Genomic DNA, 25,267 nt, shown 5'->3' with positions numbered 1-25,267 from the left:
TGAATTGACAATCGAAAGCGGCACCGACAGAGCTGGACTCGATTTAATCGCCACAGCAGATCTCGGATCTGTAAGCGCTGCGAGAAGAACACTCAGACAACTCCTTCGTGCGTCTTATAGTCTGCTCGAAGTAAGAAGGCTGGGCAGCCAAGCCACTGATAAACAGACGGGAAGAGATCGATCTCCCGACAGCCAATGGCTTGCAAATCAGGTTAGCCACCGCACATTAAAACTCACAAGCTGCCATATCTAGTATCAGCCTTGCTGCAACCCTCGCACTCCTCCTGAATCTTTGCCATATAAACAATGAACAAACGATCCGTCACAGTTGTCATCGTGGGTAGTCCAATACCATCCCATCCCAGTACTACGTTGATTGAAACTGTTATCGATTCGTTGTCACATCTGGGACTGGATCGGGGAACCAGTATTCTGCTCGCGCATGACGCCATGCCTCCATTGGATATGGAGTGTGAAGACCCAGAGAAGTGGGGTCATATTGTCAACGTGGGAGAACGATATGATGATTACTTTGCCAACCTATCAAAGTCAAAAAGTGTTCGGCGTGCCCGTGCAAAGATATTGAGAGCACCCTCGTGGGGGCACCTTTCTGGGACAATCAAATATGCCTTGACATTTGTAAAGAGCAAATACGTTCTAATCATGCAGCATGATCTGCCGTTCATCCGCGCCATTCCTCTAGGAACATGTATTGACGCTATGGAGGCCCATCCTCGGATACGACACTTGCGCTTTAACTGGCGCCGTAATATTCCGGCTGGTTATGACGCATCTGGCCCTAGAGGGGATGCAAAGCAAGAGCGCCCCGAATTTTTTAGTCAACTACAGTTCCTGCTCCCAAATGCTTCACATTTTAATGTGATGCAGACACTCGGCTGGAGCGACATTAACCATCTGTGCAGAACTACGTATTACGAAGAGGTGATTCTGCCGCTTCTTGATGGGCGCAAGACAGCTCCTGAGCACTTGGTGAACAAGTTTGCATGCAAGGCAACCCATGGCCTGTTTGGTACATATATCTATGATTCCTTTGAGAGTCCACCAGCGATCAAGCATTTGGATGGCCGCTTGTTTGTGGATTCCTCGAGCAATGCATCCAAGTCCTTGTAAGCCTAGTCAGTCTCGACAAGCAACTTTTGGAATGCCAAGCCAACCTAGTGTCCCTTTCAGGGGATTTACGACCAACGTCGCTGCCGCTTCTTCAGGATTGAATCCGCTGCCGTGACGTTAACCCCTTTATCGCTCCAGGCTTTGTGAGCGGTTGGTCATGGTCATGCGGCAGCTCCCTGTTGACCTGCCTCCAGGGGCATACACACCTGGAGGGCTGAAGGCGGCCGGGAAGTACTTCTTCCTGGCGTTGGCCAACGATCGGCCAGGATCTGCGCCTCTGGGACTGTGGAGCTGCCCGCAGCGATGCCTGAGCTTGGCTTTCTCGATCAAGGCGACCTTGCTGCCTGGGCATGGCGTTCAGAAGCCCGGTAGTGCTTCCGCAGAGCCACGACGACCCTGTCGCACCGAGTGTGCCGAGGCCCCCGGGTTCAGGAAAGATGTCACCCCTCTCATCCGTACACCCGGGGGCTTGAGGAGATGACCAATGCGTCGCTACAGCGAGGCTGTCAAGGCTGATGTGAGGAGGCGGATGAGCCCGCCGCAGAGGCAGAGCGTGGCCCGGATTTCAGAGGAGCTGGGCATCCACGTGATCACCCTCTACAAATGGAGGAAGACGTGGCGGTTGCAGGGAGAGGTGGTGCAGGCATCCGAGAAGGAACCAGAGGGCTGGAGCGCTGCCGACAAGTTCACGGTGGTGCTGGAGACGGCCGAGTTGAACGCCACCGAGCTGGGCGCCTACTGCCGCGAGCGGGGGCTCTTTCCTGAGCAGGTGAGCCGCTGGCGGCAGGCGGCCCAGGATGCCAACGCCAAGCCGGTGCTGACGATGGCCGAGCAGAAGGAGCTCGAGAAGCTCCGCGCCTAGGACCAGCGGCAGATCAAGGCCCTCAAGAAGGAGCTGCAGCGCAAGGAGAAGGCCCTGGCGGAGGCAGCGGCCTTGCTGGTGCTGCGAAAAAAGTGGGAGGCCTTCTGTTCGGAGGACGCGGAAGGCTGACCAGCGCCGCGCACCGGCGGAAGGCGATCGAGCTGATCGGTGAGGCCAATGCCAGCGGCGCCACCCTCAGGGCTGCCTGCGGGGAGATCGGCATTTCCCTGCGCACTCTCAAGCGCTGGCGGCGTGCCTTCCTGGGTGATGGGGACGGTGAGGACCGCCGTAAAGGCAGCCCCCGCCATGTCGTTCACCGCCTGAGTGAGGAGGAGCGCCAGCGGATCCTGCTCACCTGCAACCAGCCGGAGTACGCCTCGCTGCCGCCTGGACAGATCGTGCCGGCCCTGGCTGACCAGGGGTTGTTCATCGGCTCAGAGGGCAGCTTTTATCGGGTGTTGCACCAGGCAGGGCAGTGCCACCGCCGCGGGCGTGCCCGGCTGCCGCAGGAACCGCGCTCCGTACCGCGGTTGAGAGCGGATCGCCCCAATGCGCTCTGGTCGTGGGACATCAGCTTTCTGCCGACCACGGTGCGGGGTGTGTGGCTGTACCTCTATCTGGTGGTCGACGTCTGGAGCCGCAAGGTGATGGCCTGGGATGTGGCCGAGGTGGAGTCGGCTGAGATCGCGGCGGATCTGGTGCAGCGGGCCTGTCTAAGGGAGCGCTACCGCCGGCCCAGCGGCTTTGGCAGCCACCAGTGTCCGCAGACGCCCCTGATCCTCCACGCCGACAACGGCAATGCCATGCGTGGGGCGACACTGGAATCACGGCTGGAGGAGCTGGGTGTGCTCAGATCCTTCTCCAGGCCAAGGGTCTCCAACGACAATCCCTACTCGGAGTCCCTGTTCCGCACGCTCAAGTATCGGCCGGATTACCCCAGCCGACCATTCTCCAGCAAGGCGGAGGCCTGCGAATGGGTGGCGGCTTTTGTGGACTGGTACAACCACCAACACCGCCACAGCAGCATCAAATTCGTCACGCCTCACCAGCGTCACAGCGGTACCGCCACCGCAATCTGCCGGGAGCGAACCCATGTCTACGAGAAGGCCCGTCAGGTCCATCCAAGACGCTGGAGCCGATCCACTCGCTGCTGGCGCCAACCCGAAGAAGTGTGGATCAACAAGCCAACAGAAGAGCCCGATCCGATCCTCGCGATACCCTTAAGCGCGGCCGCCTGAGTGGCAGCCAAGGAGTGACACCTTCCCTGAAAGTCACCGAGGTGCGCTGTGCAGCGCAGCGAGGTTCCAGGCTCAGCAGTGTCCCTTGGCAAGATCCTAATGATTCACAGACGCCTGCGGCTAGAACACTGCCATCTCCATCTCTGCTTCCGCCAGAAGCTTCTACTCCTTCAGAGAAGCCTTCGGCTAGTGTGCCGTCCCGGAAATAACATCTAGAATACGGAGTGTTTCCCGGGGCGCTCCTTGGCTCTTGGTCGTCCGATGCCGCCGCTGGTTCTCAGCGACGACGAGGTTCAGCAACTCCAGGCTCTCGCCAGCTCCCGTTCACTGCCGCACTCCATCGTCCAGCGCGCCCAGATCGTGCTGGCCTGCGGGGCTGGGGAGACCAACACAGCCATCGCCAAACGGATGGGGCTGACGGGCATGACCGTCGGCAAGTGGCGCAAGCGCTACCGGGAGCTGGGCCTGGAGGGACTGCACGATGAGCTCAGGCCTGGCCGTCCGCGCACCTATGAGGACGACACGGTGGCCGAGGTGATCAACCGGGCACTCCAAACCAAGCCAGCTGATGGAAGCACCCAGTGGAGTGCCCGCTCCCTCGCCGCTGCCACCGGAATCTCCAAAACCACCGTGCACCGCTGGCTGCAGACGTTCTCGGTCCAGCCCCACCGGCAGAAGCATTTCAAACTCTCGACCGATCCCTTCTTCGTGGAGAAAGTCCGCGACATCGTCGGTCTGTACTTTGTCCGGCGACGATTAGATAGGCGGGACCGCGCAACTACATAGGCGGGTCTCAGATCGCGACAACAGGGCTCCGATCACGGTCTGGAGTCCCAGCGATGCCCGCCCCTCTGTCGTTGCGGATCAAGGAGCGGTACATGGCCAGACGGGCCGAGGGGCTCAGCCAGCAGGTGGCGGCCGATGCGGTGGGGATCTCGCTGCGCAGCGCCCAGCGGATCGACAGGGGTGAGCTGCAGCCCCAGGGGCAACAACAACAGCGGGGCCGCCACTGGCGTACCCGTGCCGATCCGCTGGCGGACGTCTGGGAGAGCGTGCTGGTGCCCATGCTGGAGAAGGCACCGCAACTCGAACCCCAGACGCTGCTGCTCCATCTGGAGCAGACGTTTCCAGGCCAGGAGTGGTTTCGCCGCAAGCGCACCCTGCAGCGCCGCGTTGAGCAGTGGAAGGCCCTGCACGGTCCGGCCCAGGAGGTGATGTTTCTGCAGCACCACCAGCCCGGCGTGATGGGCATCTCCGACTTCACTCTGCTCAAGGGCGCGCCCATCACCGTGGCCGGTGCGGTGCTCGAGCACCGGCTGTTCCACTTCCGCCTGCCCCATTCGGGCTGGTGTCATGTGGAGGTGATCCACGGCGGTGAGAGCTTTGTCGCCCTCGCCGAGGCACTGCAGAACGCCCTGGCGGCCTGCGGTGGGGTGCCGGCGGAGCACCGCACCGACAGCCTCAGCGCCTGCTTTCGCAACCGGAACGGCAGCTACGCCGGCGATTACACCAGCCGTTACCGCGAACTCTGCGCCCACCTGGGCGTGATCGCCACCCGCAACAACCGCGGCATCGCCCACGAGAACGGCGCCATCGAGGGCCCGCACCGGCACTGGAAACACCGGCTGGAGCAGCAGTTGATCCAGCGCGGCAGCAGGGATTTCGAGACGGAAGCGGAGTACCGGCAGCTGGTGGCCCAGGTCACCGCCACGCTCAACAATCGCCACGAGGTGGCCGGCAACCTGGCGATCGAGCAACTCCACCTGCAGCCGCTGCCGGTGGAGCGCTTTGCCGACTACGAACCGGTGGTGGTGCGGGTGCGGAGCACCAGCACGATCGAGGTGCGCTCGGTCACCTACAGCGTCCCGTCACGGCTGATCGGTCAGCAGCTGACGGTGCACCTGCGCCACGACCGGCTGGATCTGTTCCTGCGCAGCCAGTACGTGGAAACCCTGCCGCGGCTCCATGGCCAGAAAGGGCAGAAGGCGCTGCGGCGGATCGATTTCCGCCATGTGATCGAAAGCCTGCGCCGCAAACCCAGAGCCCTGCTGCGCGCCCAGCTGCAGACCGACATCCTCCCCGGCGAGAGCTGGCGGCAACTGTGGCGAGCGCTCCTGGCAGCCCTGCCGCCGGATGAGGTCGCCAAGGTCATGGTCGACGCCCTCCATGTCGCCGCCCGCACAGGCGACCTCGCCGGTGTGGAGCGGTATCTGCGCCGTCAGCTGCGCAGCGGTGAACTCAGCCTCAGTTCCCTGCGCGATCACTACGGCCTGCGGCCCCCGAGGGGCCTGGCGGCCATGCCCCAGCTCGACATCCCTGAACACCGACTGAGCAGCTATGACGAACTCCTGGGTGGAGCCCCCCAGCCGGCCGGCGCTGGAAACGGCTCTGCCATCTCTGTTGAAACAGTTGAAACTGGCCCAGTTCCGCAGCCAGTGGCAGGCGGCCGAACAGCAGGCCACAGCCGAGGGCTGGGATCCCGCCAGCTACCTGTATGTGCTGGTGGAGCAGGAGCACCAGCAGCGCCACCAGGCGCGGCTGCGGCGGCTGTTGCATGAGGCCCAGCTGCCGCTGCCCAAAACCCTGGCCGATCTCGACTGGGGGGCCATCCCCGATCTGGACCGGGCTCAGATCGAGCAGCTGGCCCATGACACCGGCTGGTTGGATCGGGCCGAGAACCTGCTGCTGTTTGGCCCCAGCGGGGTGGGCAAGACCCACCTGGCGGCCGGCATCTGCCGCAGCCTGATCGCCCTGGACCGCTCGGCGCGCTTCTACTCCGCCACCATGCTGGTGCAGGAGCTGCAGCGGGCCAAGGCTGACTACGCCCTGGCCAAGGCACTCAACCGGCTGGATCGCTTTGCCCTGCTCGTCATCGACGACATCGGCTACGTGCGCAAGGACGAGGCCGAAACCTCGGTTCTGTTCGAGCTGGTGATGCACCGCTACGAGCGCAGGTCCCTGCTGGTGACCAGCAACCAGCCGTTCAGCGAGTGGGAGAACGTGTTCTCCACCAGTGCCATGACGGTGGCGGCGGTGGACCGGCTGGTGGACCACAGCACCATTGTTCAAATAAGTGGCGAGAGCTATCGCCGCAGGCGGGCCCGTCGCCTGGGCCGCTCCGGCACAGGCTGATTCATCGCCCTGGCCAGGCGTCAATTACCCGCCAACCGCCCCGAGCCCCCTGGCGCCAGCTGCCGGTGATGGGCTCCGCGCTGCCGTCGGACCGTGGGGTCCGCCGGCTCGTGCGCTCCGCTGCAGGGCGCAGGCGGGTCGGCAGGAGCAACGGCCAATGGGCTTGAGGCCTGGGGCCGATCAAAAACCCTGGGGCACCGTGGGGTAAAGCGGCCGGGGTGGACCAGTTTTCGTGTCGCCGGCTCAATTTTCGCTGTCCTCCCCCCCTGCCATGGCAGGGGGGGAGGAGGTCCGGGGGAACCCGCCTACGTAATTGACGCGACCCGCCTACGTAGTTGACACCGGGCAGTACTTGAACCCGCCGGACAAGGCGATGGTGCTCTGCGTCGACGAGAAGACCCAGATCCAGGCCCTGGACCGCACCCAGCCGCTGCTGCCCATGGGGCTGGGCTATGTGGAGGGGGTGACGCATGACTACATCCGTCACGGCACCACCACCCTGTTTGCCGCCCTGGACGTCGCCACTGGGGAGGTGATCACCCAGTGCAGACCGCGCCACCGGCACCAGGAGTTCCTGGGGTTCCTGCGCCAGATCGAGACGTCCGTGCCCGAGGATCTGGACGTCCATCTGATCGTGGACAACTACTGCACCCACAAGCACGCCAAGGTGCGGTCCTGGTTGGCGCAGCGGCCCCGCTTCCATGTCCACTACACCCCCACCTACGCCTCCTGGCTCAACCAGGTGGAGCGCTGGTTTGGGATCATCACCCAGCGCGCCATCCGGCGCGGCAGCTTCTCCAGCGTCAAGGAGCTGATCGCCAGGATTGAGCAGTTCGTGGCGGCCTACAACAAGACCAAGGCACCGTTCAACTGGACGGCCACAGCGGACTCAATCCTGGAGAAACTCCAGCGACTTTGCTTGCAAATCTCCGGGACGGCACACTAGAGACGGGCGTTCTTCTTCTCCAGCTGCGTCCCCCGCCTGGCTTCCTCGGCCTGCATCTCCGTATTGCTGTCTCCAACGGTGGTAGGTGGGCTGTGTCACCTTGCTCACACGGCAGACGTGGCAATGGTCTTTCCCTGGGCGAGCAGTTGCTCGGCGGGTTTCAGCTTGCGGATGATCTGCTCGGCTGATGACTCGTACACACCATGGCCAACTTTCGGGATCCGGTCAGTATTCTAATCGAACTAATATGCCTCTCATGATAAAGTGGCCTGCTGCACTGCACCCTGGCATTGAGTGCTACTCGTCTTGGCTGTCAATCCAGTCTTCGTACTTTGAGGCCATTACGTTCATCGAGTCGACTAGTAGCTGCTGAAGAGGCTTGTCCTCAGCAAAAGCTGACAATAAGTTGCAATAGGCTTCTGATGACTGAATACTGTTGATCCAATCAATGGACTTGTCATGCCGACTGTCCGCTGCGGCAACAAGAGACTTTAGTGCTTCGCCGTTGGGATTGGGACTGCTAATCTTTCTGGCCCCTCCAGTTCTTGATTTCTTCCAAATATATTCAGGCCCTGACTTGTGATAATAGTGCATCACGGCTGCGTCGTTGAAGGCAGGGAACTCAGAGACAGAAGGCACTCTTGCGGTTTGATATTCACCGTATAATCCACCTTCAGAGTTGACGGCAAATGGAGTGTACTGCATTGTGGCCAATGGATGGTGGGGCAGTGAGCACAGGAAGTATCTGGGCTTGAATATGCATTTAATGCTTGAGTTCTTGGCGGTTACGCTTTGGATCCTTTCAGTAATGGGGACCAGACATCTATGATGGGCATCAAAATCCTTGTCAATGCCAGCAAATATCCAGTTCATGGCTATTATATCGCACTCAAGCATTGAGTTTCGGCTGACTTTTCTGAGCCATGAATTTATGCACGCAATCCTCTTGGTTGGCCTGATTGCAATGTACTCGTCAATATCGATCGCGGCACACCACTTGTAGTCCAGAATCTCTTGCGATATTGATAGGGCATGTCGGTATGCTTTGATCTGGGGTGGGGATCCGGGGGCTTCAATCTGATTTTCGATAACACTAATATTGACGCCAAGATTATTTAGTCTCTTGGCTACCTCCAGCGTCTTGTCGTCATTGGAGTTTGTGTATAAGAAAATCTTTTCAAAGCCAAGTGCAATATGATATGCGCACCAACTCGGAAGATAAACAGCCTCATTGCGCGCTGTAGCTAAAATTGCAGCGCCCTTTGATGGCTTTGCCTGAACTCTACTTAGATAAGCAATGGTATTTGTAAGGCCTTGAGGGCTAGAGGACTTGGTCCAGCCATCTGCTGATAAATAATCGTATTCAGGCCCTGCTTTCAGTAGTTCCTCTTTGTTAGCTAGATTGGGTTTGACGGCTGTAGCTGTTTCGCCAAGTCTCCACCTATTCCGGTTGTAGACTACTGATAGGAAGGCTGGGTCATGTGTCTCATACTCTTCTCTTAGATGAAGACCACAAGGTGATGCATTGTCCATATTATGATTGCAGCTCGGATTGGCATGAAGCCGATTGAGGGCTTCTCTGCACTGCGCAATTACGATGTCAGCGATGTGCTGAGGTCCAACAGATACAAGATAGAAGAGTTCAGATGAGCTGCTGTCTTTGGCGTGAAAAAAGATATTTGTTATGAGTTTTCTGGCAGGTGAGTCCTTTTGTGATTCCCTAGAGACCTTCAAGGCAGGCGCTGAGAGCTTCAGCATGTCTTCCTCTCTGGAGATCGTAGCAACCATGCTTCTTCTGTCTCTAAACAACTGCTCCTTAGGTTCTAGAACTATTCTCTCGCAGACCTCTGTGTTAGAGACAAGTATTTTCCTCTGCCAGTCCCCGCCGTTGCTTCCATAAAGCATCAAGGCGTTGAGGTGTGCTGAGCCATTTCTGACTTTCTTTAGCTCAGAACTTGCAATAACAATAAGTGCCGGAGCTGCTCTATGCCTAGTCAAGGCTTTCAAGCTAGTGCCTTGTAGATGTTTTAAGGTGCAAGTGAAATCGGAAGCTATCAGACCGCGGGTACTGCTCATGACCAAGTAGAAGCTGACAGCCTCTTCTCGAATATATGCCCGTCTGCGGTGTCCCTGAAAAGCCGCCCTTAATGTATTTGACAATGACTGTCCTAGATCAATCATCGCTTGGCATTTATCATGCATCTTAGCTCACGGTCGGGCGGATCAGGTTATGCCATGAGTCCCCAGCTGCTACTGCCAACATTGAAGCTCGGCAGAGTCGCTTCCATTCTGTGCCCGGATGCTGGTGTACTCACAGCAATCACCATTCTTCAGCTGTGTGGCCTTGTCGGGTTGATTATTGAGAGATTCACTTAAAGCTTGTTGGGGGGGCTGACCGTACACCCTCTATCTGAGAATGGTGCCTTTCTCTGGACAACCTGGCCCCCAGGCTTCGTTAACCCGGAAGGGTGGATCAGGGTTAAGCTCCACTATAGATCGGTCGGGAGTTCTTCCTCCCCAACACCTTGAGGTCTTGCCGGGTAGTTCCCTCCAGAGGATGGGAGCTGTGCACATTTCAGCCTCCAAGCCGACGCTGTAGGCGCGCAGGGCCGCCTCTACTCGGATTCGCCGAGAAACCCTGCGGCTCCATGCGTGAACCCCCCGCTCAAGCCTCTCCACCAGAATGTTGTCGTCATAGCCCGTTCTTCCTGAGCAGATGATCCTGACCTCCTGCTCCTCTTGCACGGCCACAAAGTCGGCGGAGGTGAACTGCCAGTCTGGGTCGGAGTCAGGGCTGATTCAAAGTCAGTCACAGGCTCTCTTGTCGCGGCTGCGACCATGGGTTGAGGTCGGCGGAATGGCCTCCTCCCTGTGCTCGAAAGCGCCTCTGCTGCAACCGATCTCGATCTGATCAGCTACCTCAAGGCGATCCCGGACGCCCGGATGCGGCGTGGGGTGCGGATTCCGGCCTGGTATCTGCTGCTGGTGGCCGTGCTGGGGATCCTGAGCCGCTGCTAGAGCTTGCGGGATCTGGAGCGCTTTGCCATCCGCCACCACGGCGTGTTGACCGAGGCACTGGGCCTGGAGCTGAGGCGACCGCCATCGGATTCCTCGTTCCGCTACTTCTTCCTACAAGTGGACGTGGCGGCACTGTGCGCGGCCATCCGTGACTGGACGATCGCCCAGATCCACGGTGGTGCAGCTGATCTCGACCAGCTGATCTGCGACGGCAAGACCTTGAGAGGATCGATCGAGCCCACCGCCGGTGGCGGGTCGGCGTTCATTGCCCAGGTGACCCTGTATTCGGCTGCCCTGGGCGTGGCGATCAGCCAGGCCTGCTACGCCACCGGCCAGAACCACGAGCGGGCGGTACTCAAAAAACTGCTCGGTGAGCTGGATCTCGAGGGTGTGCTGATCCAGGCGGACGCTCTCCACACCCAGAAACCGTTTTTCGGCAGCTCACAGAGCAGGGGGCCGACTTCCTCCTGACCGTTAAAGCCAACCAGAAGACGCTGCACCGCCAGATCCGTAGCCAGTTTCAGGGGAAACGCCAGATCCCTTTCGTGGCAACGAATCAGGAGATCAGCCATGGTCGCGACATCACCTGGACGCTGCGGGCCAAACAGGCGCCGGAGCACATCTTCGAGGCCTGGATCGGCACCAGTTGGGTCGTCGAGGTGACGGCTACCGGCACCCGTGACGGCAAGCCATTTCAGGCCACCCACCTGTTTCTCACCAGCCTGCGAACGACCCCAAAAGCCTTGCTGCAACTTGTGTGAGACCGCTGGAGCATTGAAGGCTGGCACTGGGTCCGGGACACCCAGCTCCATGAAGATGGCCACCGCTACCGGGGCAATGGCGCCGGAGTGATGGCGGCGCTGCGTATTGCAGCGATGAACCTCTTGCGCCTCGCAGGTTTTCAGTCAATCCGCGCTGGAATGCAGGCGGTGATGCATGACATCACGGCGCTGTTGGCGATGGCGCAGCACCAGCCTCTGCTGAACCCGTGCTGAAACTTTGAATCATCCCTGGGGTCGGAGTGGACGATCTCGGGTTTGCGACCACGCCCAGGGCCATCTTCAGGGCATCCAGACGGAACTCCGTGTCAAGGCTCATGGAGCTCTTCCAGTAATGCACGTGCCTGGAGTGGAGATCCATGATCGCCCCCAGGTCCAGAAATCCTTGTTGCAGCGGTCTGGAAGTGATGCCGGTTGCCCATATCGGATCAACTGCCGTGATCTGCTTCGGATCCTCCAGACAGAGAGCCTCGATCCGCGCCATCATCCGCAGCGTTGATTCATGCACCGGTGTGCGCCGTCACCAGACCGTGGATCGACGCAAGCCCAGCAGGGCACACTGACGGTTGACACGGAGCCCGGGGTGGCCGTGCTCGACCAGCTTTCGGAGTTCATGGGCATCAAAGCCGCTGAGATGTTGTCTGAGCCGCTTCAGCTTCATCCGCAACCAGCCGACCTGCTGGATCAACACCGTCTCCTTGGCCTGACTCTCGTCCTTGGCCTGGATCATTTCCATCGGGGGAACCGCTCGCTGGCACCCCCCAGCAGCAGCTTCTTCCCTGGGCTCACCTGGATCGTCTTGCGTCTTGTGGCCACTGATCGCCTCCATGCCGACCCTGTCCGTGAACTCAGGGGTGTGGGTACGGCGCTTGCTCAACTCCTTCGGAGAAGTTGGCGCCTAGGGTGGGTCCCCCTTTCAGCGGCAGTGCCCCGCCTCAGAGGTTCACCATGGGACCTTTCCTCGCAATGCAGACCAGCTCAGCGGGCTTGGTGATGACGCACTGAGCCATCTGTGAGTCGTGCCGCTAGTGCTTCCTGGTAGTAGTCCGTTGCAGATCCTCATGCCACCAGAGCCGTTACAGCTGTTTGTGGTGCATAATCCAGCTCTCTCGCCGCAGCTGGTGCCAGGACATGGGGCGGCTCCAATGGTTGTGTGCAGCTGCCACCACACACAGGCACTGCCGCAGCGTGCCCTCCTTGATCGAGACGGCCTTGCGGCCCTGGCGCTGCGTGCTTCGGTACTACTGGCCCACCACCCGGCAGACCTGACGTTCTGCGCCCTGCCAATGCTTCTGAAGGATCACGACGGCCTAGCGCCGACGTTCCGGGATCCGCAGTCTCCATCGTCAGGGTCCTCCTGCTTCGCAGCCGCTTGGAGCCAGAGCATGGCCTTCTTCAGCTCCGCCACCGCCAGCAGCATTTAGAGCCTGGCTTTCTTCTTTCCCAGCTGAGTCTGCCGCCGGGCTCCATCGGCCTGCATGCCGCCGTATTGCTGCTCCAGCAGTGGTACAGCGGCTGCATCAGCTCGATCACGTCGCAACCATCGACGATGGTCTTGCTCTGAGCAATCAGCTGCTCAGACGTTTTGAGCTTGCAGATGATCTGCTTGGCTGTGTGCTCAGTACGTTTCATCGTGGAGTCTTTGGACCAGCCTGAACTGCTGAGGACTGACATTCAGCCTGGACCGGTATTCGGGCTTCACGTCATTACCCTTCGCCTACGAGGCCTCCATGAACGATGTGTTCCCTAGATATCTGCAGATCTACAAGGGACTTCGATGCCACATGGACCTGGGTTGCCTCAACCCCCAAGCAGCGTCTGGCTTAGCTACTGGCATGAACACCCTGATGGCAGGCCCAGACCTAGGTAGTTGTACTTGTCTTGTATAGAATCCTTCTTGATTGTATCTAGCGAATATAATACCCATGCTCAATACCCGGATGGCTTTTGCCTCCACTCGGCTCGGCGATATGGTCTGCCAGACGTACATTATGTCCACCATCTCTAAGCAAATCGACAGGATTCACGAGTTGCTTCGCGATAACAGAAGATAGGCATACTCAAGCTTGGCTAGCATAGCCTTGGGCGATACAAGTGCATGCTTGCCGAGCACGACTTCACAATAAGACTTGAAGGTAAGAAGATCAGAACTAGTCCATTCATTATGATGTAGAAGTTGGTTCAGCCTTGAACATACTCCATTGTCTGCGGCAGTGACAGGCCTCTTTTGTGCGATCGAAACTATCTGCTTCATATCAGCCACTTCCATGTGATCTTCAAACGTCACAAGCTTGCATCTTATGCCAAGATATCCAGCATAAAAAAGAGGGGTAGAGAGACCACAGAAATAGCAAGAGGATGAGATCCTGAGCAATGAGTATAGGTTAATCATGAACTCAATTCCAAGTTTGTGATATGCACGCCAAAATTCCTTCTCATTCCAGGGATGACGGGCGATTGCATTATGCATGCAGCATGATATCTCAAAGCCAGAGTCTTGATAAGCAATATGATTGCCAAGAAATATGTCATAGGGATGCAAGCATACGATTCCAGCTTCAAGCTGTTCTTGTACAATCAAGTAGGTAGCAAAAGCGCGGTGCTCTGCTAACGGAATTAGTCGATTTGGCAGCGAGTGAGGAGCGAAAATAACCGGGGTCAAGTTATTACGCCTTTCCTTAATGCAATCTAACGTGTCAATAACTCTCTGCTCTATGTCACTAAGCCTTAAGCGAGAAGGCAAGACAGGATCCGTACCACGAGTGCTGTCAACCTTGCTGATTAGCCGGAGAAAATATAGGAACGGAGACCCAAGAACATCAACAGTAAACCTAGAGCTATGTTCATTCGCAGCATCTAATGCTTTCTGGTTCCATGCCCAGTACGAATGTATAACTTCTCTGTCGTACCACTCTCTTAATTCGTAGAAGTCTTGTGATAATCCAATGGTACCATGTTGGATTATGTATGGGAGTGGCTGATTAACCGGATAACCCGAATATCGACGGATGACGGAAGAATGGCCATAGAACGAATTTACCCCTGCACACTTGACGATTTCTACCCCTTGAGCTCCATAGGGATCTGACAAAGTGGGTAGAACGGAATCTGAGTGGCTACATTTCATCTTTGATAATGAGGTAATGTCTGAGTCTGGAGATATGCGGCCTGAGAGAGAACAGGCTGCTAATAGCTTTCGCGCAAAATTAGCAGAACAGGTATCGAACTTCGCCTGTATCGGTATAGTCTAGAACTTCGTAATCTGAGGTATAGGACGCCAGATTCATATGGCCTGCCAACCACAAGAACATTCTCTCGTAACCATGGGCGAGAGTCTCATCAAGTTGTCCATATTCCTCCTGGAAGAAAATGGGAGTGAAATGGTTTACAAGCTTTCTACATACTGACCTGCCAATCCAAAACATTGTGCCGGCAACGAATGATGTTGGCTCCCCAGACTTGCTGCCAGAATAGAAATCTAATAACCTATCAACCCAATATTGATTGCCACCAATATACTCCTTAAGGTTGACGATATGACCTGATGGAGCTAGAAGTCCGAAGTGATCACAGTTGTGGCTTTCTAAGAATCGCAGAAGTTCTTCTTGTCCATTTAGACTGCTCGGCAGGAGCTTTTCGGTAATATCATTAAACCAATCTATCCCATCGGATCTATGATGTGAGGCTTTACCATGAATCTTGCAGATATAATCGTATTCTATGCCAAGATCATGAAAAATGTTCAATAACTTTATAAAGGGCCCAACGTCTCGTCCTCGATTTTCCGTGACAAAGAGACGAGCGTCAGGAAGCACTGCGAAAATCTTTGCTGCTCTTACACAAAGACCTTTAGGATGAGTCGTAACATATATGTCACATATGCCAATATAAGGCTCAAGTCGTTTTGCTACCCGATCAATGGATTCATCGTAATATATATGCGCAACTATGGCCCGAGGTAGTGTTGCCTTCCATTCAAAAGACTCTTCTTCTAAGGCAAAGTGCAGACGAGCATCTCGTACTGCATGCAAGTATTCATATCCGTAATGCCTATCTGGCTCAAGGCATGCACCTTCAGCCCATTCATTCCAGGCGTTTACCATAGTAAGACCTAAACTATTATCTAAGCTTGTTGACCTGATATTGCTGGTGAGCCAGTATTGAAATTCGTCTGGCGTTCCCCCTACAAATGCAGCCCAGCCTTGCTTCTTTCTTGGAGAGCTGTCCCAGGCAGCGAAAGAAGTTCTCACAACTTCACTCGGGTAGTCCATTGAATGATTCTCGTCTACCATAGACATGTAGTCAAGAATAATGTAGTCATTGCTGGTTGGACGCAGAATCTTGGGTGGGGGCTTTGATATAGTCATCTTCGAATAACCATTCGGGGGAAACTGTAGTATCAAATCTGCGGAATATAGCTTTGGTGACTTATCATAGGGTAGATATTGAACGATTCCGATCAGAAGCTCAAGGTTATGGTGGGCGCTGAAGTATTCTCTCAGGCGGCTGACCCACTCGTGAAAGTCAGGGATGCTGCTGGGTCTATAGATATAAAAGACTGCCTTGTTGTCGATGCGATAATAGCTCGGATGAGTAAGATATTGTGCAATATCTCGGCAAAAGCGCTCACAGTCCTCATCGCCGTAGGATTGAGAAATAATTACATCATCATTTTGGCCATCCCAGTTCCGAGTCCAGTTCTCATTGGCCCACAGCAATGTAAAACTCTGATCACTACTGATCCTGGAGATAAGTGAATCTAGAGGCTTTTCCAGGACTCTCTTGCCTTGGAACCAATAGAAGTAAAAGCAGAAAGAGTCGACTCCATATTCTTTGGCTAAAATTGACTGATTGGAAAGGTTCTCATCAACTCTTAGGTCGTAAAATCCCTCCAGAGGAAGCTTGGGTTGATTGTGGCCCAGGAAATATGGCAGGGCTTTGGTAACATTTGTCCATTCAGTAAACCCCTTCCCCCAGTTTTCATCATTCTCGGAGATTGGGTGGTATTGGGTAAGATAATATGCATGGACACTTGGCGTCGAGCTGATTAGACTTTGGACCCTCTTGGCGCCACTTGGATCAATGTCGCACGGTTTGTTGTATCTACTGTTGGAAGGGCTGAGGCCACCTTCCATATTCTTCAATAATACGCTGCAAGGATAATTATTTTTTAAGATCTTGCCGACAGGACCATTGGAATCGAGATCTAATGATGCGGCTAGATCTGATAGCAGCTTATGCGGAAATCTTCGTGAAGGGTCATGTCCAAGTTTCCAGCCTCTTGTAAGGTAGTAGTAGTACGCATCTTCAGTGCCTGGGATCGACCTCCAGTACCGTCCAATGTAGTACTGATAGTCAAAAAACTCGCATGGTGAGTGGCCATCATGCCTGCCTTCCGACACAAAGAAATCGAATGAATTTATTTCTTCTTCGTCGTCATTCTGAACGTTGTAATTAAGAGCGTAATAGTCACTGTCAAAGCAGCTTCTTATCGTTTCAATCTGAACGGCATCTATATCCTTTGGCCGTCCATGGCTAAATGAGTACCTATTGGATAGAAGACTTGCTTGGCTCCTTTCCTGTAGAAGCTCAAGCAGTTTGTTGACTAACTGGTCATTCCAAAGAGTCGCTTCCCGAATCTCAGGCACTCGCAGCAGGCGAGGAATCATCTGAATAAGCTGCGGCTTTGCTAGTACACCATCAGCATTCGTCAGAAACTCTATAAGTATGGAAGTGAAAACCTCCGGTGTTGCAAACATGTCGACTTCTTTCGCCTTCAAGCCTAGAGCCTTTAGGTCAGACTGGGCAGGCGGGTAGTAATACTGTTTTTTCCCATGTGGTGCAGATTCCAGTCTTGCCCAGTGTGTCAGAAACTTTGAAGGACACTTGCCCAGGGCTATAAGTCGCTGAAGTCTTCTCTGGTAAACTCCATAGTCATAGCGTGCCTTTAGATCGCAGAGTTGATAGTGGACTTGAAAATATGCGAAACCACTTACCCCATTCAATGATGCGCGGCTTATGCTGTTGATCTCAAGAAAGAAGTCCTCGTCAAATGCTTCTTTTGCTTGAACTGATGAGTGGCTGTCCAGATGTTGAATCATGGCCGGATTGCTATTAGTCCTTTTGGGTGATCATTATTTCGATCCCGGGCTTCATGTCTGTACCAAGCGAGCCATGATCCTCAAAAGTCGTGATATTGACGACGCCGCCATCCGCAATGTCTGCGCTGTAAGCTTGCTCTCTATCTGGCGCATGTTCTCTCTGTCTCTGTACCATCTGAGTTTGTGCTCAGTGCGTGACAGTAGAACAAAAAGATACTGGTTGTCCTTTTCCAGTGCGATGCATGAGCTGTAGAGGCCTTCGATAAGTTCTTGCTGTGTCGGCATGCGTGCCGAGGCTTTGGAATCCTGCTTGTCTATTGGCTTGCCTACACCATTGGGAATAGATGTCTCGCGGCAGTGACTAATGATTGACGCAATATTCTCAATCACGTCTTCTTCTAGGCTCCTCCGCGCTTTCTTCATTGTTCTGGTAACAGCTCTGCCATTCTACACTGGCTCTGCTAGGCCAAGGGGCCCCAGGGGTTGAGCCCAATGACTGGCGCTCTCCGAGTTGCTAAAGACATGCTAATACTCATGAAAGGCTCTAGGCATTCGCAGGCTGGCGAGTTAACCCTGCGCCTGGGATTGTCTTCTGAAACGGCCTCGCCAGAATGGGAGTTGTCAGCATCCCGTACAGGACCAGGCACGTCAGCATCAAACCAACCCCACATGCGACCACACGCTTTTCCGCATGCTGCTAGAGCGCCAGCAGGGCTTCCCAGACAAGGACTGACTACCGGCAGCTGCTGCCCCAGGCCATTGCCACAGTCAACTGTCTCGACGAGGTGGCCGGGAGGATCCACTTCTTTGCCCAGGCCCCCCCCGGTGGTGCGGGTGCGGCGTAAAGGCACGATCGAGGTTCGCCAGGTCACATCCAGCGTTACCTCTCTGCTGATTGGTCAGCTGCTCACTCTGCGGCTCGACCGGCTGGATCTGTTCCTGCGCAGCCAGTTCATCGAGATGATCCCACACCTGCATCAGTGCAGGGCCCAGGCGGCCCCCCTTGATGTGGGTCCCTTCGATTCGACAATCTTTGGCCCCGGACATCGTTAACCCTGGGCGGGAGGCTCACGGTTCGGTCTCCATGTAGACCTCATGGGGAGTTCTGCCTCCTAGTGCACTGTGCGCTCTTGCATGGCACTATCTCCACAGACGGTGGACCAGGTTGATCTCAGCGTCCCAGCCATCGCTGTAGGCCTGCAGGTACACCTCTACTCGGCGTCGCCGGGAAGCCTGCGGCTACGTACTTGGCGTTACGCCCCAGCCTCCCCAGGGGGATGTGGCCGTAGCAGCGCCTTCTTCCAGACCAGCTGATCTTGATCTTCTCTGCCTGCAGCCTGGACACGACGTCCCCAGAGGTGAACTCGATCCCTGGTCAGAATGGAGGATCTGTGGCTTGCGGCCACCCTCCTGAGCCGTCTCCATAGCGTTCAGACAGAACTCCGTGTCACGGCTGTTGGAGAGCTTTCAGTTGAGATCGTGGCTGGTGAAGCGCTTCATGATCGCCACCAGATGCAGCACACCTTTCTGCAGTTGGATGTAGGTGATATCGGTGGCCACACCGGATCCACCGTTGTGATCGTGCTGACAGCCACCAGCCAGGGAACGCGCTCGGATGGGGCACCAGGAACCGCGGGGCGAGGCTTCGCACCCTGTCACGGTTGATCGGGATCCCATCTCTGACCCTTAGCCCTCCATCCGGCGGCGGCGGCTGCAGGGGGCTTCCAGGTCATGGACATTGATCCTGGCCATGCTCTGCAGGGTCGATTCGCGCACTGGTTTCTGTTGGTAACAGACCGTGGATCGCGGCAGGCCCAGCGGGGCATATGGGCGGCTGACGCTGAGCTCAAGATGGTCGTGTTCGTCCAGATTGCGCTGGTCACGGGCATCAGAGGAGCTGAGACTTTCCTTGAGCCACTCCTGCTCCATCTGCAGTCGCCCGATCTGATGAAGCAGCTCCGCCTCCTTGGCCTGACACTCGCCCTTGTCCTTGTCTTCTTACCCCTGGTGAACAGCTCGCTGCTTCCCTCCAGCAGCTGCTTCTTCCACTGGCTCTCCTGGATCGCCTTGCGGCCACTGATCGCCTCCATGGCGACCCTGGCCTTGAACTCTGGGCTGTGGCTCGGCGCTTGCTCAACTCCCTCGGAGAAGGCGGTGCCTACGGTGGGAGGCCCTTTCAGGGGCGGTATCCCGCCTCAGAGATTCGCGATGGGGCCGGTCCAGAAATACCAGACCACCTCAGTAGGATGCCAAGCCAGTGTTGAAGAGCCATGAGCACAAATCCCTATGAAGCCCTTCCTGCAAGCGCTTTTTGGAAGACTGGCGTTACTCAGGAAAACCCTTGCCTAATTGATGGGATTTACAAGAAGAAGTTTGACATTCTGCCGGCCGACAAGATAGCAACCGCGGGCTCCTGCTTCGCTCAGCATATTACGCGCCAACTTAAGCAAAATGGGTACAATATTATGGATGTTGAGCCGCCGCCCCCTGGGCTTCCCTTGAGCCTGCATCAGAACTACGGATTCTCGATGTATAGCGCGAGATATGGGAATATATATACCGTTCGCCAGCTGTTACAGCTCACTCAGGAGTGCGCCCACGAGTGGTCGCCCAAGAACTATATCTGGACAAAGAATGGAAGGTACTATGACGCCCTACGACCTGCGGTTGAACCATCCGGCTGTGATGCACCAGAAGTGGTCAAGAAGCTGCGCAAGTGTCACATCGAGAAAGTTCAAGAGCTCCTTATGAGTCTTGACGTCTTTATTTTTACTCTTGGCCTAACCGAGATGTGGGTACATAGAAGATCTGGGACTGTCTTCCCAACTGCACCGGGAGTCTTTTGCGGCGAGTACGATGGAGCCATCTACCGCTTCGAAAATGCAAGCTTCAAGAGCATCCTGTCTGACTTCAACAAGTTTCAGGATACCTTGAGAAAGCTTAGAAATAATCGACCTTTTAAGATACTCCTCACGGTCTCCCCTGTTCCGCTCACAGCAACTGCAAGTGGTCATCATGTTCTGGTTGCCACAATGCATTCAAAGGCGGTGCTGTTATCAGTCGCCAGTCAGTTGTCTAACAAGCAATCACACATTGACTATTTTCCTTCCTATGAGATTGTAACTAATCCTAGGCTCCATTCCACATCATTTTCCGACAACCTCAGGTCAGTGAGACCCCATGCAGCAGAAAATGCCATGCAGCATTTCTTCAGAGAACATTTGCCGGTCGATACCCTGGGTCTTGCTCCTCATGAGCCCTCGAATGCTGTTGGTTCGATTGACTTAGAAGCAGTCCAGTGCCAAGAAGAATTTATTGAGCTGTTTGCGCAATGAGTAGGATCCTTGCTATTGGATCGAGCCAGCTCGTTGGCTTTAAGAGAGGAGTCGACTCCCTATCAGGCTCTAGCACGCATTCTGATAGTATTGATTTCGCCGGTATGTGGGAGACTGGCTTTGGCTATCTGGAACTAAGCAAAGATGGGCGGATCGAGGCTCCTGATATTGTTCCCCCCAAGAACAACCCGACCAAGGTAAACCTATCCAAGGACTGGAGAATATGGGAGCTTAGTGAGCACAAGACTCCCCTCATCCATGACTATGACTTGATATTCATTGTCGCATCTCCATGCAAGCTCTTTGCTCCCATCTATTATCCCAGGCCGTTCCCAACACTTCTTTCTGCCGAAGTTCTTCACTCTATTATTTTTTCGTGCTTCATCGATCACGCCCGTTTCGACGGCATTAGTCCGTGGATGTTTCGTATTTCGGCAATTATCAGATCACTGGTAACTGCCTGTGGTGACAAGATTGTCTTCATTGGTGCTCCTCTCCCGATCCTTGGGAAGGAAGATATGTTTATCGAGCCGCTTAGGAATGTTCTTGCTTCTGATCATGCGCTTCGTGAGCTCCATGCTGAAAACATAGCAAATATCCGGCTTATCTGTGATGAATCCCTTCGCAGTGGGGTGTCCCCATTCAGAATCATTCTTCCCCCATCCGACCTGTGTTGCGATCTAACCCTGTCTACCCGTGTGCAGTATTACAAGGGTAATAATAATGCCTGGCATGCGAATACTGACTATTGGGTGCGAATCGTAGAGCAGCTCATGGAGCAAGATATTCTTGACCTATGATAAGGCAATGGAGACAAACCTATATAGTTGGCTCTGAAGCCATATAGGTGGTCTGAACTGCCCAAGGAGTGAGTGGATTGGTTGGCTCAATCCCAAAGTCGCACTGCATCATCTCGGGCACTGAACCACTCTGCTGCCAGCGAACCTCCCATCTTGCGCTGTTCCCGAAACCATGGACCCCCCAAAGTCCAATGCAGCAGAGCAGCCTCTTCAGCCATTGCGGCTTCTTGTACATCCACTAGATGGTTCCACCGTTCCATTGGTAATTTGCCTATCAGTGCATCGTCGCCGATCCAGCGGAAGCGATGCAGATCAAGTCCACTGGCACTGTTTACATATTCTGGAGTCAAAGCGTTGCATCGGCTGCAATTGAAGAGCATTAACGAACTCCAGTTCTTCTTCTCGTAACGGCTTTGGACTTCTCCAAGAAATTTCACCTCTTGAGTGGGAACGTGTTCATGTTGAACACACATCACCGTATGGCGGGAGTCGCGGAGCTCCCATAGCTCGGCGATGTCACCACGGCAGAGCATATCGCAATCCATGAAGATTGCCCAACCCTTGAAGCCCATAAGCTGCGGAACCAGGAAGCGGCTGAAGGAGAAAGCCGTGCTCTGGAGGGGGTCGTGCTGGCGCCAGTAGAGGTCTTGAGCCTCAAGTTGAGACTTTACCAATGGAGTGACAGCCAGCGGCATTGTGCTGTGTTGGTATAAGCTATCAATCAGCACATTGGTGGCTGCCCGTTCCCGCGGGTCATAGCCGATGAAGATCGGGATAGGCGCTGTGTCGTGCGCTGCCACAATGGTAGATTCAGGCATCCCAGTTGACCTATAATGCGAGAGGCGTAAGCGCTCCTGTCGCATTCCATCGTATCACCAAGCATGAACAATCAACCGATTGTGCAGCTCGACTGATTCTGTGTCTCGCTACCGGTCCGCTGTTGTACAGCACCTTGGCCAGCAGAGCGCCCCTTGTTGAGCTCCTCCGCTGATCTGAGCGCCGCACCGTGGGGCTGATTGCTTCCTGAGACTGTGATGGTCTAACAGCTCCGCTGCCACGTCACTGGTGTGCGCACGCTGGCTCAGGATCCACGAAGTGCGCTCTTTCACATTGCGTGCATTTGTCAGCTTCTTTGTCAGCAACTGACGTTTCATCTGCAACTGGACCGGCGTGATTGTTACGGCGCAGCCAGATCATTGACCCACAACCGCCGATCTCTATGCCCAGCAGGGGCGGAAGGCATCGCAATCATTTGATTTCTGAGACGTGATTGAGAGTCTGCGCGCAATCTCAGAGAAGTGCTGAGTATCCTCCTGCAGGCGGATTTCCCCTCCACCGACGCTTTCGTTTTCGAGATGGTCCGCTTCATTGTCGACTTGCGCCTGAATCCGCCCGGCTGGGCGATGGTGCTCCGCGCCGATGAGAACGAGCAAGTCCAGCGCTAGGGCAGGGTCCAGCCGCTGCTAGCGATGGCGCGCGGCCATGTGGAGGGAATCACCTACGACTACAGCCGCAGTGCCACCACCTTGGTTATGGGTCTGGATGGTGACACTTGGTGGGGTGCTCACCTGGTTGAGTAGTCCCACCAGGTTGTGCAGCTGACCAGGGCTGCGAGGCCGCCAGGGTCGGGGTTCACCGCCCATCCCTCGGACATCCCCCCTATGCATGGCCATCCCCTGTCCTGCCTGATGCTGTCCCGTGTCAATCAGGTTGACGGGTGGCGTCAATCTGGTTGACCGGTAGAGAGTGGTTGTTCGGAAGCCCGCTGGAGCCTGAGATCGCAGCGGGGATCGTGACCAGGCTGTCGCGGCGCGTCAATCAAGTTGTGGTTTCGGCGGCCATCTCAAGGCGGGTGGGCCAGTTATCGTGTCGCCGCAATGCTTCTGGTGGGCAGAGTGGTTGCTGGCCTCGATCGTGACGGCCATGACGTCCGCGTCAATTACGTAGGCGGGTGGCTGGAGCCGCTGGAAACCCTTGCGGCCGCTTGCTTCTGCCGGTAGCTCTCGCCCTTGATCCCCACGATGTGGCAGTGGTGCACCAGCCGGTCCACCGCTGCCACGGTCATGGAGCCGCTCGGGAAGATCTCATCCCACTCCCGGAACGGCTGGTTGGAGGTCACCAGCAGGGAGCGACGCTCGTAGCGGTGGCAGATCAGCTCAAACAGCACTGAGGTTTCCAGCTCGCTGCGCCGCACGTAGCTGATGTCGTCGATCACCAGCAGGCCGTAGCGATCCAGCTTCTGGATCAGGGCCGGCAGCTCAAAGCTGGCCTTGGCCTTCTGCAGCAGCTGCACCAGGGCGGTGGCCGGGAAGAAGCGGCAGGCCTGGTCCTGCTCGATCATCGCCATCGTGATGGCAATGGCCAGGTGGGTCTTGCCCACGCCGCTGGGCCCGAATAGCAGCAGGTTCTCGGCCTGCAGCAGCCAGGTGTGGCTGCGGGTCAGCACCTGCAGCTCCTGCCAGTGCTTGGGCTCGAGGTGCTGGTGATCAAAGCCATCGAGGCCCTTCTGCCAGGGCAGATGGGCCTCCCGCAGCAGCCGTTGGCGCCGTGCGATCTGGCGGTGGTCGACCTCCTGCTCGCAGAGGGCATAGAGGAACTGGCCGGGGCTCCAGCCCTCGGCCTCAGCCTGCTGAGCGAGCGGCTGCCAGTGGCTGCGGAACCGCGCCAGCTTGAGCTGTTTGAGCAGCAGCGGCAGCGCCGCTTCCACAGCTGCTGAGCGGGGCACCGGGGAGGAGGTGGTCATAGGAGGCCAGCAAGTGTTGGGGGATCACGGGATCAGGCAGGGCGGTGCGGCGCGGCGGCACCCGGAAGCGTTGCTGCAGGTGCGAGAGGGTCAGGGTTTGGCGCTGCTGCGCCTGCTGCAGAAAAGCGAGCACCAGCGCAAATGAGGCCACCCGCACGGCGACATAGAGGGCCTCGACCATGAGCCGGGCCGCCGCGTCACGGTCACCGCTGGCAAGCAGGCGCTGCCAGAAGTTCCACCAGTGCTGGTCGGGGAAGAGGTGGCGCTGGTAGCGGCAATGGAGCAGGGCCCGTGGCTTGGCGCGCAGGCCATCGATCAGGTGCTCCAGATCGATGCACCAGGCCCTCGGGCCATGGCTGCCGGTGCCATAGGCACGGGGCAGCTGGCAGACCCAATCGCTGCCGAGGTAGACGATCAGCCGGTCATGGTGCAGCCGCACCGTGACCTGGCGGCCGATCAGGGTGGGCGGCACCGAGTAGATCACCTGCCGCACCTCGATCGTGCTGGTGCTCCGCACGCGCGCCGTGAGCAGCTCGTAGTCGGCAAAGCGGAAGGCCGGCAAGCCCATCAAATGCTCAAGCTCTTGCTCGTAGCGCCGCTGGCGCGGGGCATTGAGAGCGCTGAACACCTCAGCGAGCAGCTCGCCGTACTCGGCCGGCTCGTCGAAATCGCAGCTGCCACGCAGCAGCAGCTTCTGCTCCAGCCGCCGTTTCACATGGCCGTGCGGTGCCTCGACGATGCCGTTCTCATGGGCCACCCCCCGGTTGTTGCGGCTGGGGGTCAGGCCGTAGTGGGCGCAAAGCGCCTGGTAGCGGGGGGTGATGTCGAGGGCGTAGCTGCCGTCACGGTTGCGGCTGGCGGCCGAGAGCCGATCGGTACGCAGTTCCCGGGTCACGCCACCACATGCGGCCAGGGCGTTCTGCAGCCCCTCTGAGAGGGCCACAAAGCTCTCGCCGCCGTGGATCACCTGGCCATAGGCCCAGCCGCTCCAGGCCAGGCGGTAGTGGAACAGCAGATGGGGAAACGGTTCACCGCGCAGGGTGACGGCGACCCGCTTGACCTTGGTGAAGTTGACGTGACCCCCATTGCTGGTCCAGTTCTTCTGAGAGCTGGTGGGTCGTCAGGCCGCTCTCCACTGCTGGAGGACCTCCAGGGGCGTACGCCCCTGGAGCGCCGAATGCG

Annotated in this window: 22 protein-coding genes and 2 pseudogenes; 15 read left to right on the top strand and 9 right to left on the bottom strand. The window is 56.6% G+C overall.

What is annotated here, in order from left to right; translation table 11 throughout:
• The first annotated feature begins 372 nt into the window (after positions 1-372).
• The 7 genes and pseudogenes from ACLNEE_RS14040 to ACLNEE_RS14010 all read left to right on the top strand — a co-directional run.
• Positions 373-1,131: a hypothetical protein gene (locus ACLNEE_RS14040; RefSeq protein ID WP_411423106.1), complete on the top strand. Its 759-nt coding sequence runs from the start codon at positions 373-375 to the stop codon at positions 1,129-1,131.
• A gap of 484 nt (positions 1,132-1,615) precedes the next feature.
• Positions 1,616-1,993, top strand: coding sequence for a transposase (locus tag ACLNEE_RS14035; protein ID WP_411423105.1), 378 nt, complete (start codon positions 1,616-1,618; stop codon positions 1,991-1,993).
• A gap of 92 nt (positions 1,994-2,085) precedes the next feature.
• Positions 2,086-3,231, top strand: coding sequence for an IS3 family transposase (locus ACLNEE_RS14030; RefSeq protein ID WP_411423104.1), 1,146 nt, complete (start codon positions 2,086-2,088; stop codon positions 3,229-3,231).
• A 261-nt stretch (positions 3,232-3,492) separates the two neighbouring features.
• Positions 3,493-4,017, top strand: coding sequence for an IS630 family transposase (locus ACLNEE_RS14025; protein ID WP_411423103.1), 525 nt, complete (start codon positions 3,493-3,495; stop codon positions 4,015-4,017).
• A 53-nt stretch (positions 4,018-4,070) separates the two neighbouring features.
• Positions 4,071-5,198, top strand: a pseudogene (gene istA / locus ACLNEE_RS14020) (IS21 family transposase); the annotation flags it as partial.
• A 370-nt stretch (positions 5,199-5,568) separates the two neighbouring features.
• Positions 5,569-6,363, top strand: a complete 795-nt coding sequence (gene istB / locus ACLNEE_RS14015; RefSeq protein ID WP_412007245.1) for an IS21-like element helper ATPase IstB — start codon at positions 5,569-5,571, stop codon at positions 6,361-6,363.
• 343 nt (positions 6,364-6,706) lie between these two features.
• A pseudogene (locus tag ACLNEE_RS14010) lies at positions 6,707-7,309 on the top strand (IS630 family transposase); the annotation flags it as partial.
• Between the two features lie 297 nt (positions 7,310-7,606).
• On the opposite strand, the gene ACLNEE_RS14005 reads toward ACLNEE_RS14010, so the two are convergent.
• Entirely contained in the window at positions 7,607-9,385 is a 1,779-nt protein-coding gene (locus ACLNEE_RS14005) for a glycosyltransferase family 2 protein (RefSeq protein WP_412007244.1), read from the bottom strand.
• Positions 9,386-10,180: 795 nt separating this feature from the next.
• On the opposite strand from ACLNEE_RS14005, the gene ACLNEE_RS14000 reads away from it, so the two are divergent.
• The 4 genes from ACLNEE_RS14000 to ACLNEE_RS13985 all read left to right on the top strand — a co-directional run bounded on the left by ACLNEE_RS14000 (position 10,181) and on the right by ACLNEE_RS13985 (position 11,322).
• The gene (locus ACLNEE_RS14000; RefSeq protein ID WP_411423099.1) at positions 10,181-10,327 is read left to right on the top strand and encodes a hypothetical protein; all 147 of its coding nucleotides are present in this window, start codon (positions 10,181-10,183) and stop codon (positions 10,325-10,327) included.
• 3 nt (positions 10,328-10,330) lie between these two features.
• Positions 10,331-10,798, top strand: coding sequence for a hypothetical protein (locus tag ACLNEE_RS13995; RefSeq protein ID WP_411423098.1), 468 nt, complete (start codon positions 10,331-10,333; stop codon positions 10,796-10,798).
• Between the two features lie 74 nt (positions 10,799-10,872).
• A complete protein-coding gene (locus tag ACLNEE_RS13990; protein WP_411423097.1) occupies positions 10,873-11,088 on the top strand; it encodes a hypothetical protein in 216 nt (71 codons plus the stop codon).
• Positions 11,089-11,178: 90 nt separating this feature from the next.
• Complete coding sequence (locus ACLNEE_RS13985) at positions 11,179-11,322, top strand: hypothetical protein (protein WP_411423096.1); 144 nt, start codon at positions 11,179-11,181, stop codon at positions 11,320-11,322.
• A gap of 304 nt (positions 11,323-11,626) precedes the next feature.
• On the opposite strand, the gene ACLNEE_RS13980 is transcribed toward ACLNEE_RS13985, so the two are convergent.
• From ACLNEE_RS13980 to ACLNEE_RS13965, 4 genes are all read right to left on the bottom strand, one after another.
• On the bottom strand, positions 11,627-11,842 hold the full coding sequence (locus ACLNEE_RS13980) for a hypothetical protein (RefSeq protein WP_412007243.1): 216 nt from the start codon (positions 11,840-11,842) through the stop codon (positions 11,627-11,629).
• A 659-nt stretch (positions 11,843-12,501) separates the two neighbouring features.
• A complete protein-coding gene (locus ACLNEE_RS13975; RefSeq protein WP_412007242.1) occupies positions 12,502-12,738 on the bottom strand; it encodes a hypothetical protein in 237 nt (78 codons plus the stop codon).
• Positions 12,739-13,129: 391 nt separating this feature from the next.
• Entirely contained in the window at positions 13,130-13,768 is a 639-nt protein-coding gene (locus tag ACLNEE_RS13970; RefSeq protein WP_411423093.1) for a hypothetical protein, read from the bottom strand.
• A gap of 544 nt (positions 13,769-14,312) precedes the next feature.
• Entirely contained in the window at positions 14,313-17,207 is a 2,895-nt protein-coding gene (locus ACLNEE_RS13965) for a glycoside hydrolase family 99-like domain-containing protein (protein WP_411423092.1), read from the bottom strand.
• A gap of 825 nt (positions 17,208-18,032) precedes the next feature.
• On the opposite strand from ACLNEE_RS13965, the gene ACLNEE_RS13960 reads away from it, so the two are divergent.
• On the top strand, positions 18,033-18,260 hold the full coding sequence (locus ACLNEE_RS13960) for a hypothetical protein (protein WP_412007241.1): 228 nt from the start codon (positions 18,033-18,035) through the stop codon (positions 18,258-18,260).
• Between the two features lie 633 nt (positions 18,261-18,893).
• On the opposite strand, the gene ACLNEE_RS13955 is transcribed toward ACLNEE_RS13960, so the two are convergent.
• Positions 18,894-19,136, bottom strand: a complete 243-nt coding sequence (locus ACLNEE_RS13955; RefSeq protein ID WP_411423089.1) for a hypothetical protein — start codon at positions 19,134-19,136, stop codon at positions 18,894-18,896.
• Between the two features lie 341 nt (positions 19,137-19,477).
• Between ACLNEE_RS13955 and ACLNEE_RS13950 the strand changes: the two genes are divergently transcribed.
• Together ACLNEE_RS13950 and ACLNEE_RS13945 are read left to right on the top strand one after the other, a co-directional pair.
• A complete protein-coding gene (locus ACLNEE_RS13950; RefSeq protein ID WP_411423088.1) occupies positions 19,478-20,542 on the top strand; it encodes a GSCFA domain-containing protein in 1,065 nt (354 codons plus the stop codon).
• Positions 20,543-20,646: 104 nt separating this feature from the next.
• The gene (locus ACLNEE_RS13945; protein ID WP_412007240.1) at positions 20,647-21,342 is read left to right on the top strand and encodes a hypothetical protein; all 696 of its coding nucleotides are present in this window, start codon (positions 20,647-20,649) and stop codon (positions 21,340-21,342) included.
• A gap of 86 nt (positions 21,343-21,428) precedes the next feature.
• Here ACLNEE_RS13945 and ACLNEE_RS13940 read toward each other — a convergent pair whose 3' ends face one another.
• Positions 21,429-22,160, bottom strand: coding sequence for a glycosyltransferase (locus tag ACLNEE_RS13940; RefSeq protein WP_411424751.1), 732 nt, complete (start codon positions 22,158-22,160; stop codon positions 21,429-21,431).
• 480 nt (positions 22,161-22,640) lie between these two features.
• Between ACLNEE_RS13940 and ACLNEE_RS13935 the strand changes: the two genes are divergently transcribed.
• Positions 22,641-22,787, top strand: a complete 147-nt coding sequence (locus ACLNEE_RS13935; protein WP_411424750.1) for a hypothetical protein — start codon at positions 22,641-22,643, stop codon at positions 22,785-22,787.
• A 494-nt stretch (positions 22,788-23,281) separates the two neighbouring features.
• On the opposite strand, the gene istB (ACLNEE_RS13930) is transcribed toward ACLNEE_RS13935, so the two are convergent.
• Positions 23,282-24,049: an IS21-like element helper ATPase IstB gene (gene istB, locus ACLNEE_RS13930; RefSeq protein ID WP_412007247.1), complete on the bottom strand. Its 768-nt coding sequence runs from the start codon at positions 24,047-24,049 to the stop codon at positions 23,282-23,284.
• Positions 23,964-25,052, bottom strand: coding sequence for a Mu transposase domain-containing protein (locus ACLNEE_RS13925; protein ID WP_411424766.1), 1,089 nt, complete (start codon positions 25,050-25,052; stop codon positions 23,964-23,966). The genes istB (ACLNEE_RS13930) and ACLNEE_RS13925 overlap by 86 nt, the downstream gene beginning before the upstream one ends.
• Between the last annotated feature and the right edge of the window lie 215 nt (positions 25,053-25,267).

The sequence above is a fragment of the Aphanothece stagnina RSMan2012 genome (assembly GCF_046764815.1).
In the GTDB taxonomy this organism is placed as follows: domain Bacteria; phylum Cyanobacteriota; class Cyanobacteriia; order PCC-6307; family Cyanobiaceae; genus NIES-981.
Note: the sequence above shows the minus strand (reverse complement) of the source record. Positions and strands in the feature narration are given on the sequence as shown.

Coding starts and splice junctions, on each gene's coding strand:
- ACLNEE_RS14035 (WP_411423105.1), top strand. CDS start 1,616: ATGCGTCGCTACAGCGAGGCTGTCAAGGCTGATGTGAGGAGGCGGATG.
- ACLNEE_RS14025 (WP_411423103.1), top strand. CDS start 3,493: ATGCCGCCGCTGGTTCTCAGCGACGACGAGGTTCAGCAACTCCAGGCT.
- istB (WP_412007245.1), top strand. CDS start 5,569: ATGACGAACTCCTGGGTGGAGCCCCCCAGCCGGCCGGCGCTGGAAACG.
- ACLNEE_RS14005 (WP_412007244.1), bottom strand. CDS start 9,385: ATGAGCAGTACCCGCGGTCTGATAGCTTCCGATTTCACTTGCACCTTA.
- ACLNEE_RS13985 (WP_411423096.1), top strand. CDS start 11,179: ATGGCGGCGCTGCGTATTGCAGCGATGAACCTCTTGCGCCTCGCAGGT.
- ACLNEE_RS13980 (WP_412007243.1), bottom strand. CDS start 11,842: ATGGAAATGATCCAGGCCAAGGACGAGAGTCAGGCCAAGGAGACGGTG.
- ACLNEE_RS13975 (WP_412007242.1), bottom strand. CDS start 12,738: ATGAAACGTACTGAGCACACAGCCAAGCAGATCATCTGCAAGCTCAAA.
- ACLNEE_RS13965 (WP_411423092.1), bottom strand. CDS start 17,207: ATGATTCAACATCTGGACAGCCACTCATCAGTTCAAGCAAAAGAAGCA.
- ACLNEE_RS13955 (WP_411423089.1), bottom strand. CDS start 19,136: ATGGAGCAGGAGTGGCTCAAGGAAAGTCTCAGCTCCTCTGATGCCCGT.
- ACLNEE_RS13950 (WP_411423088.1), top strand. CDS start 19,478: ATGAGCACAAATCCCTATGAAGCCCTTCCTGCAAGCGCTTTTTGGAAG.
- ACLNEE_RS13945 (WP_412007240.1), top strand. CDS start 20,647: ATGTGGGAGACTGGCTTTGGCTATCTGGAACTAAGCAAAGATGGGCGG.
- ACLNEE_RS13940 (WP_411424751.1), bottom strand. CDS start 22,160: ATGCCTGAATCTACCATTGTGGCAGCGCACGACACAGCGCCTATCCCG.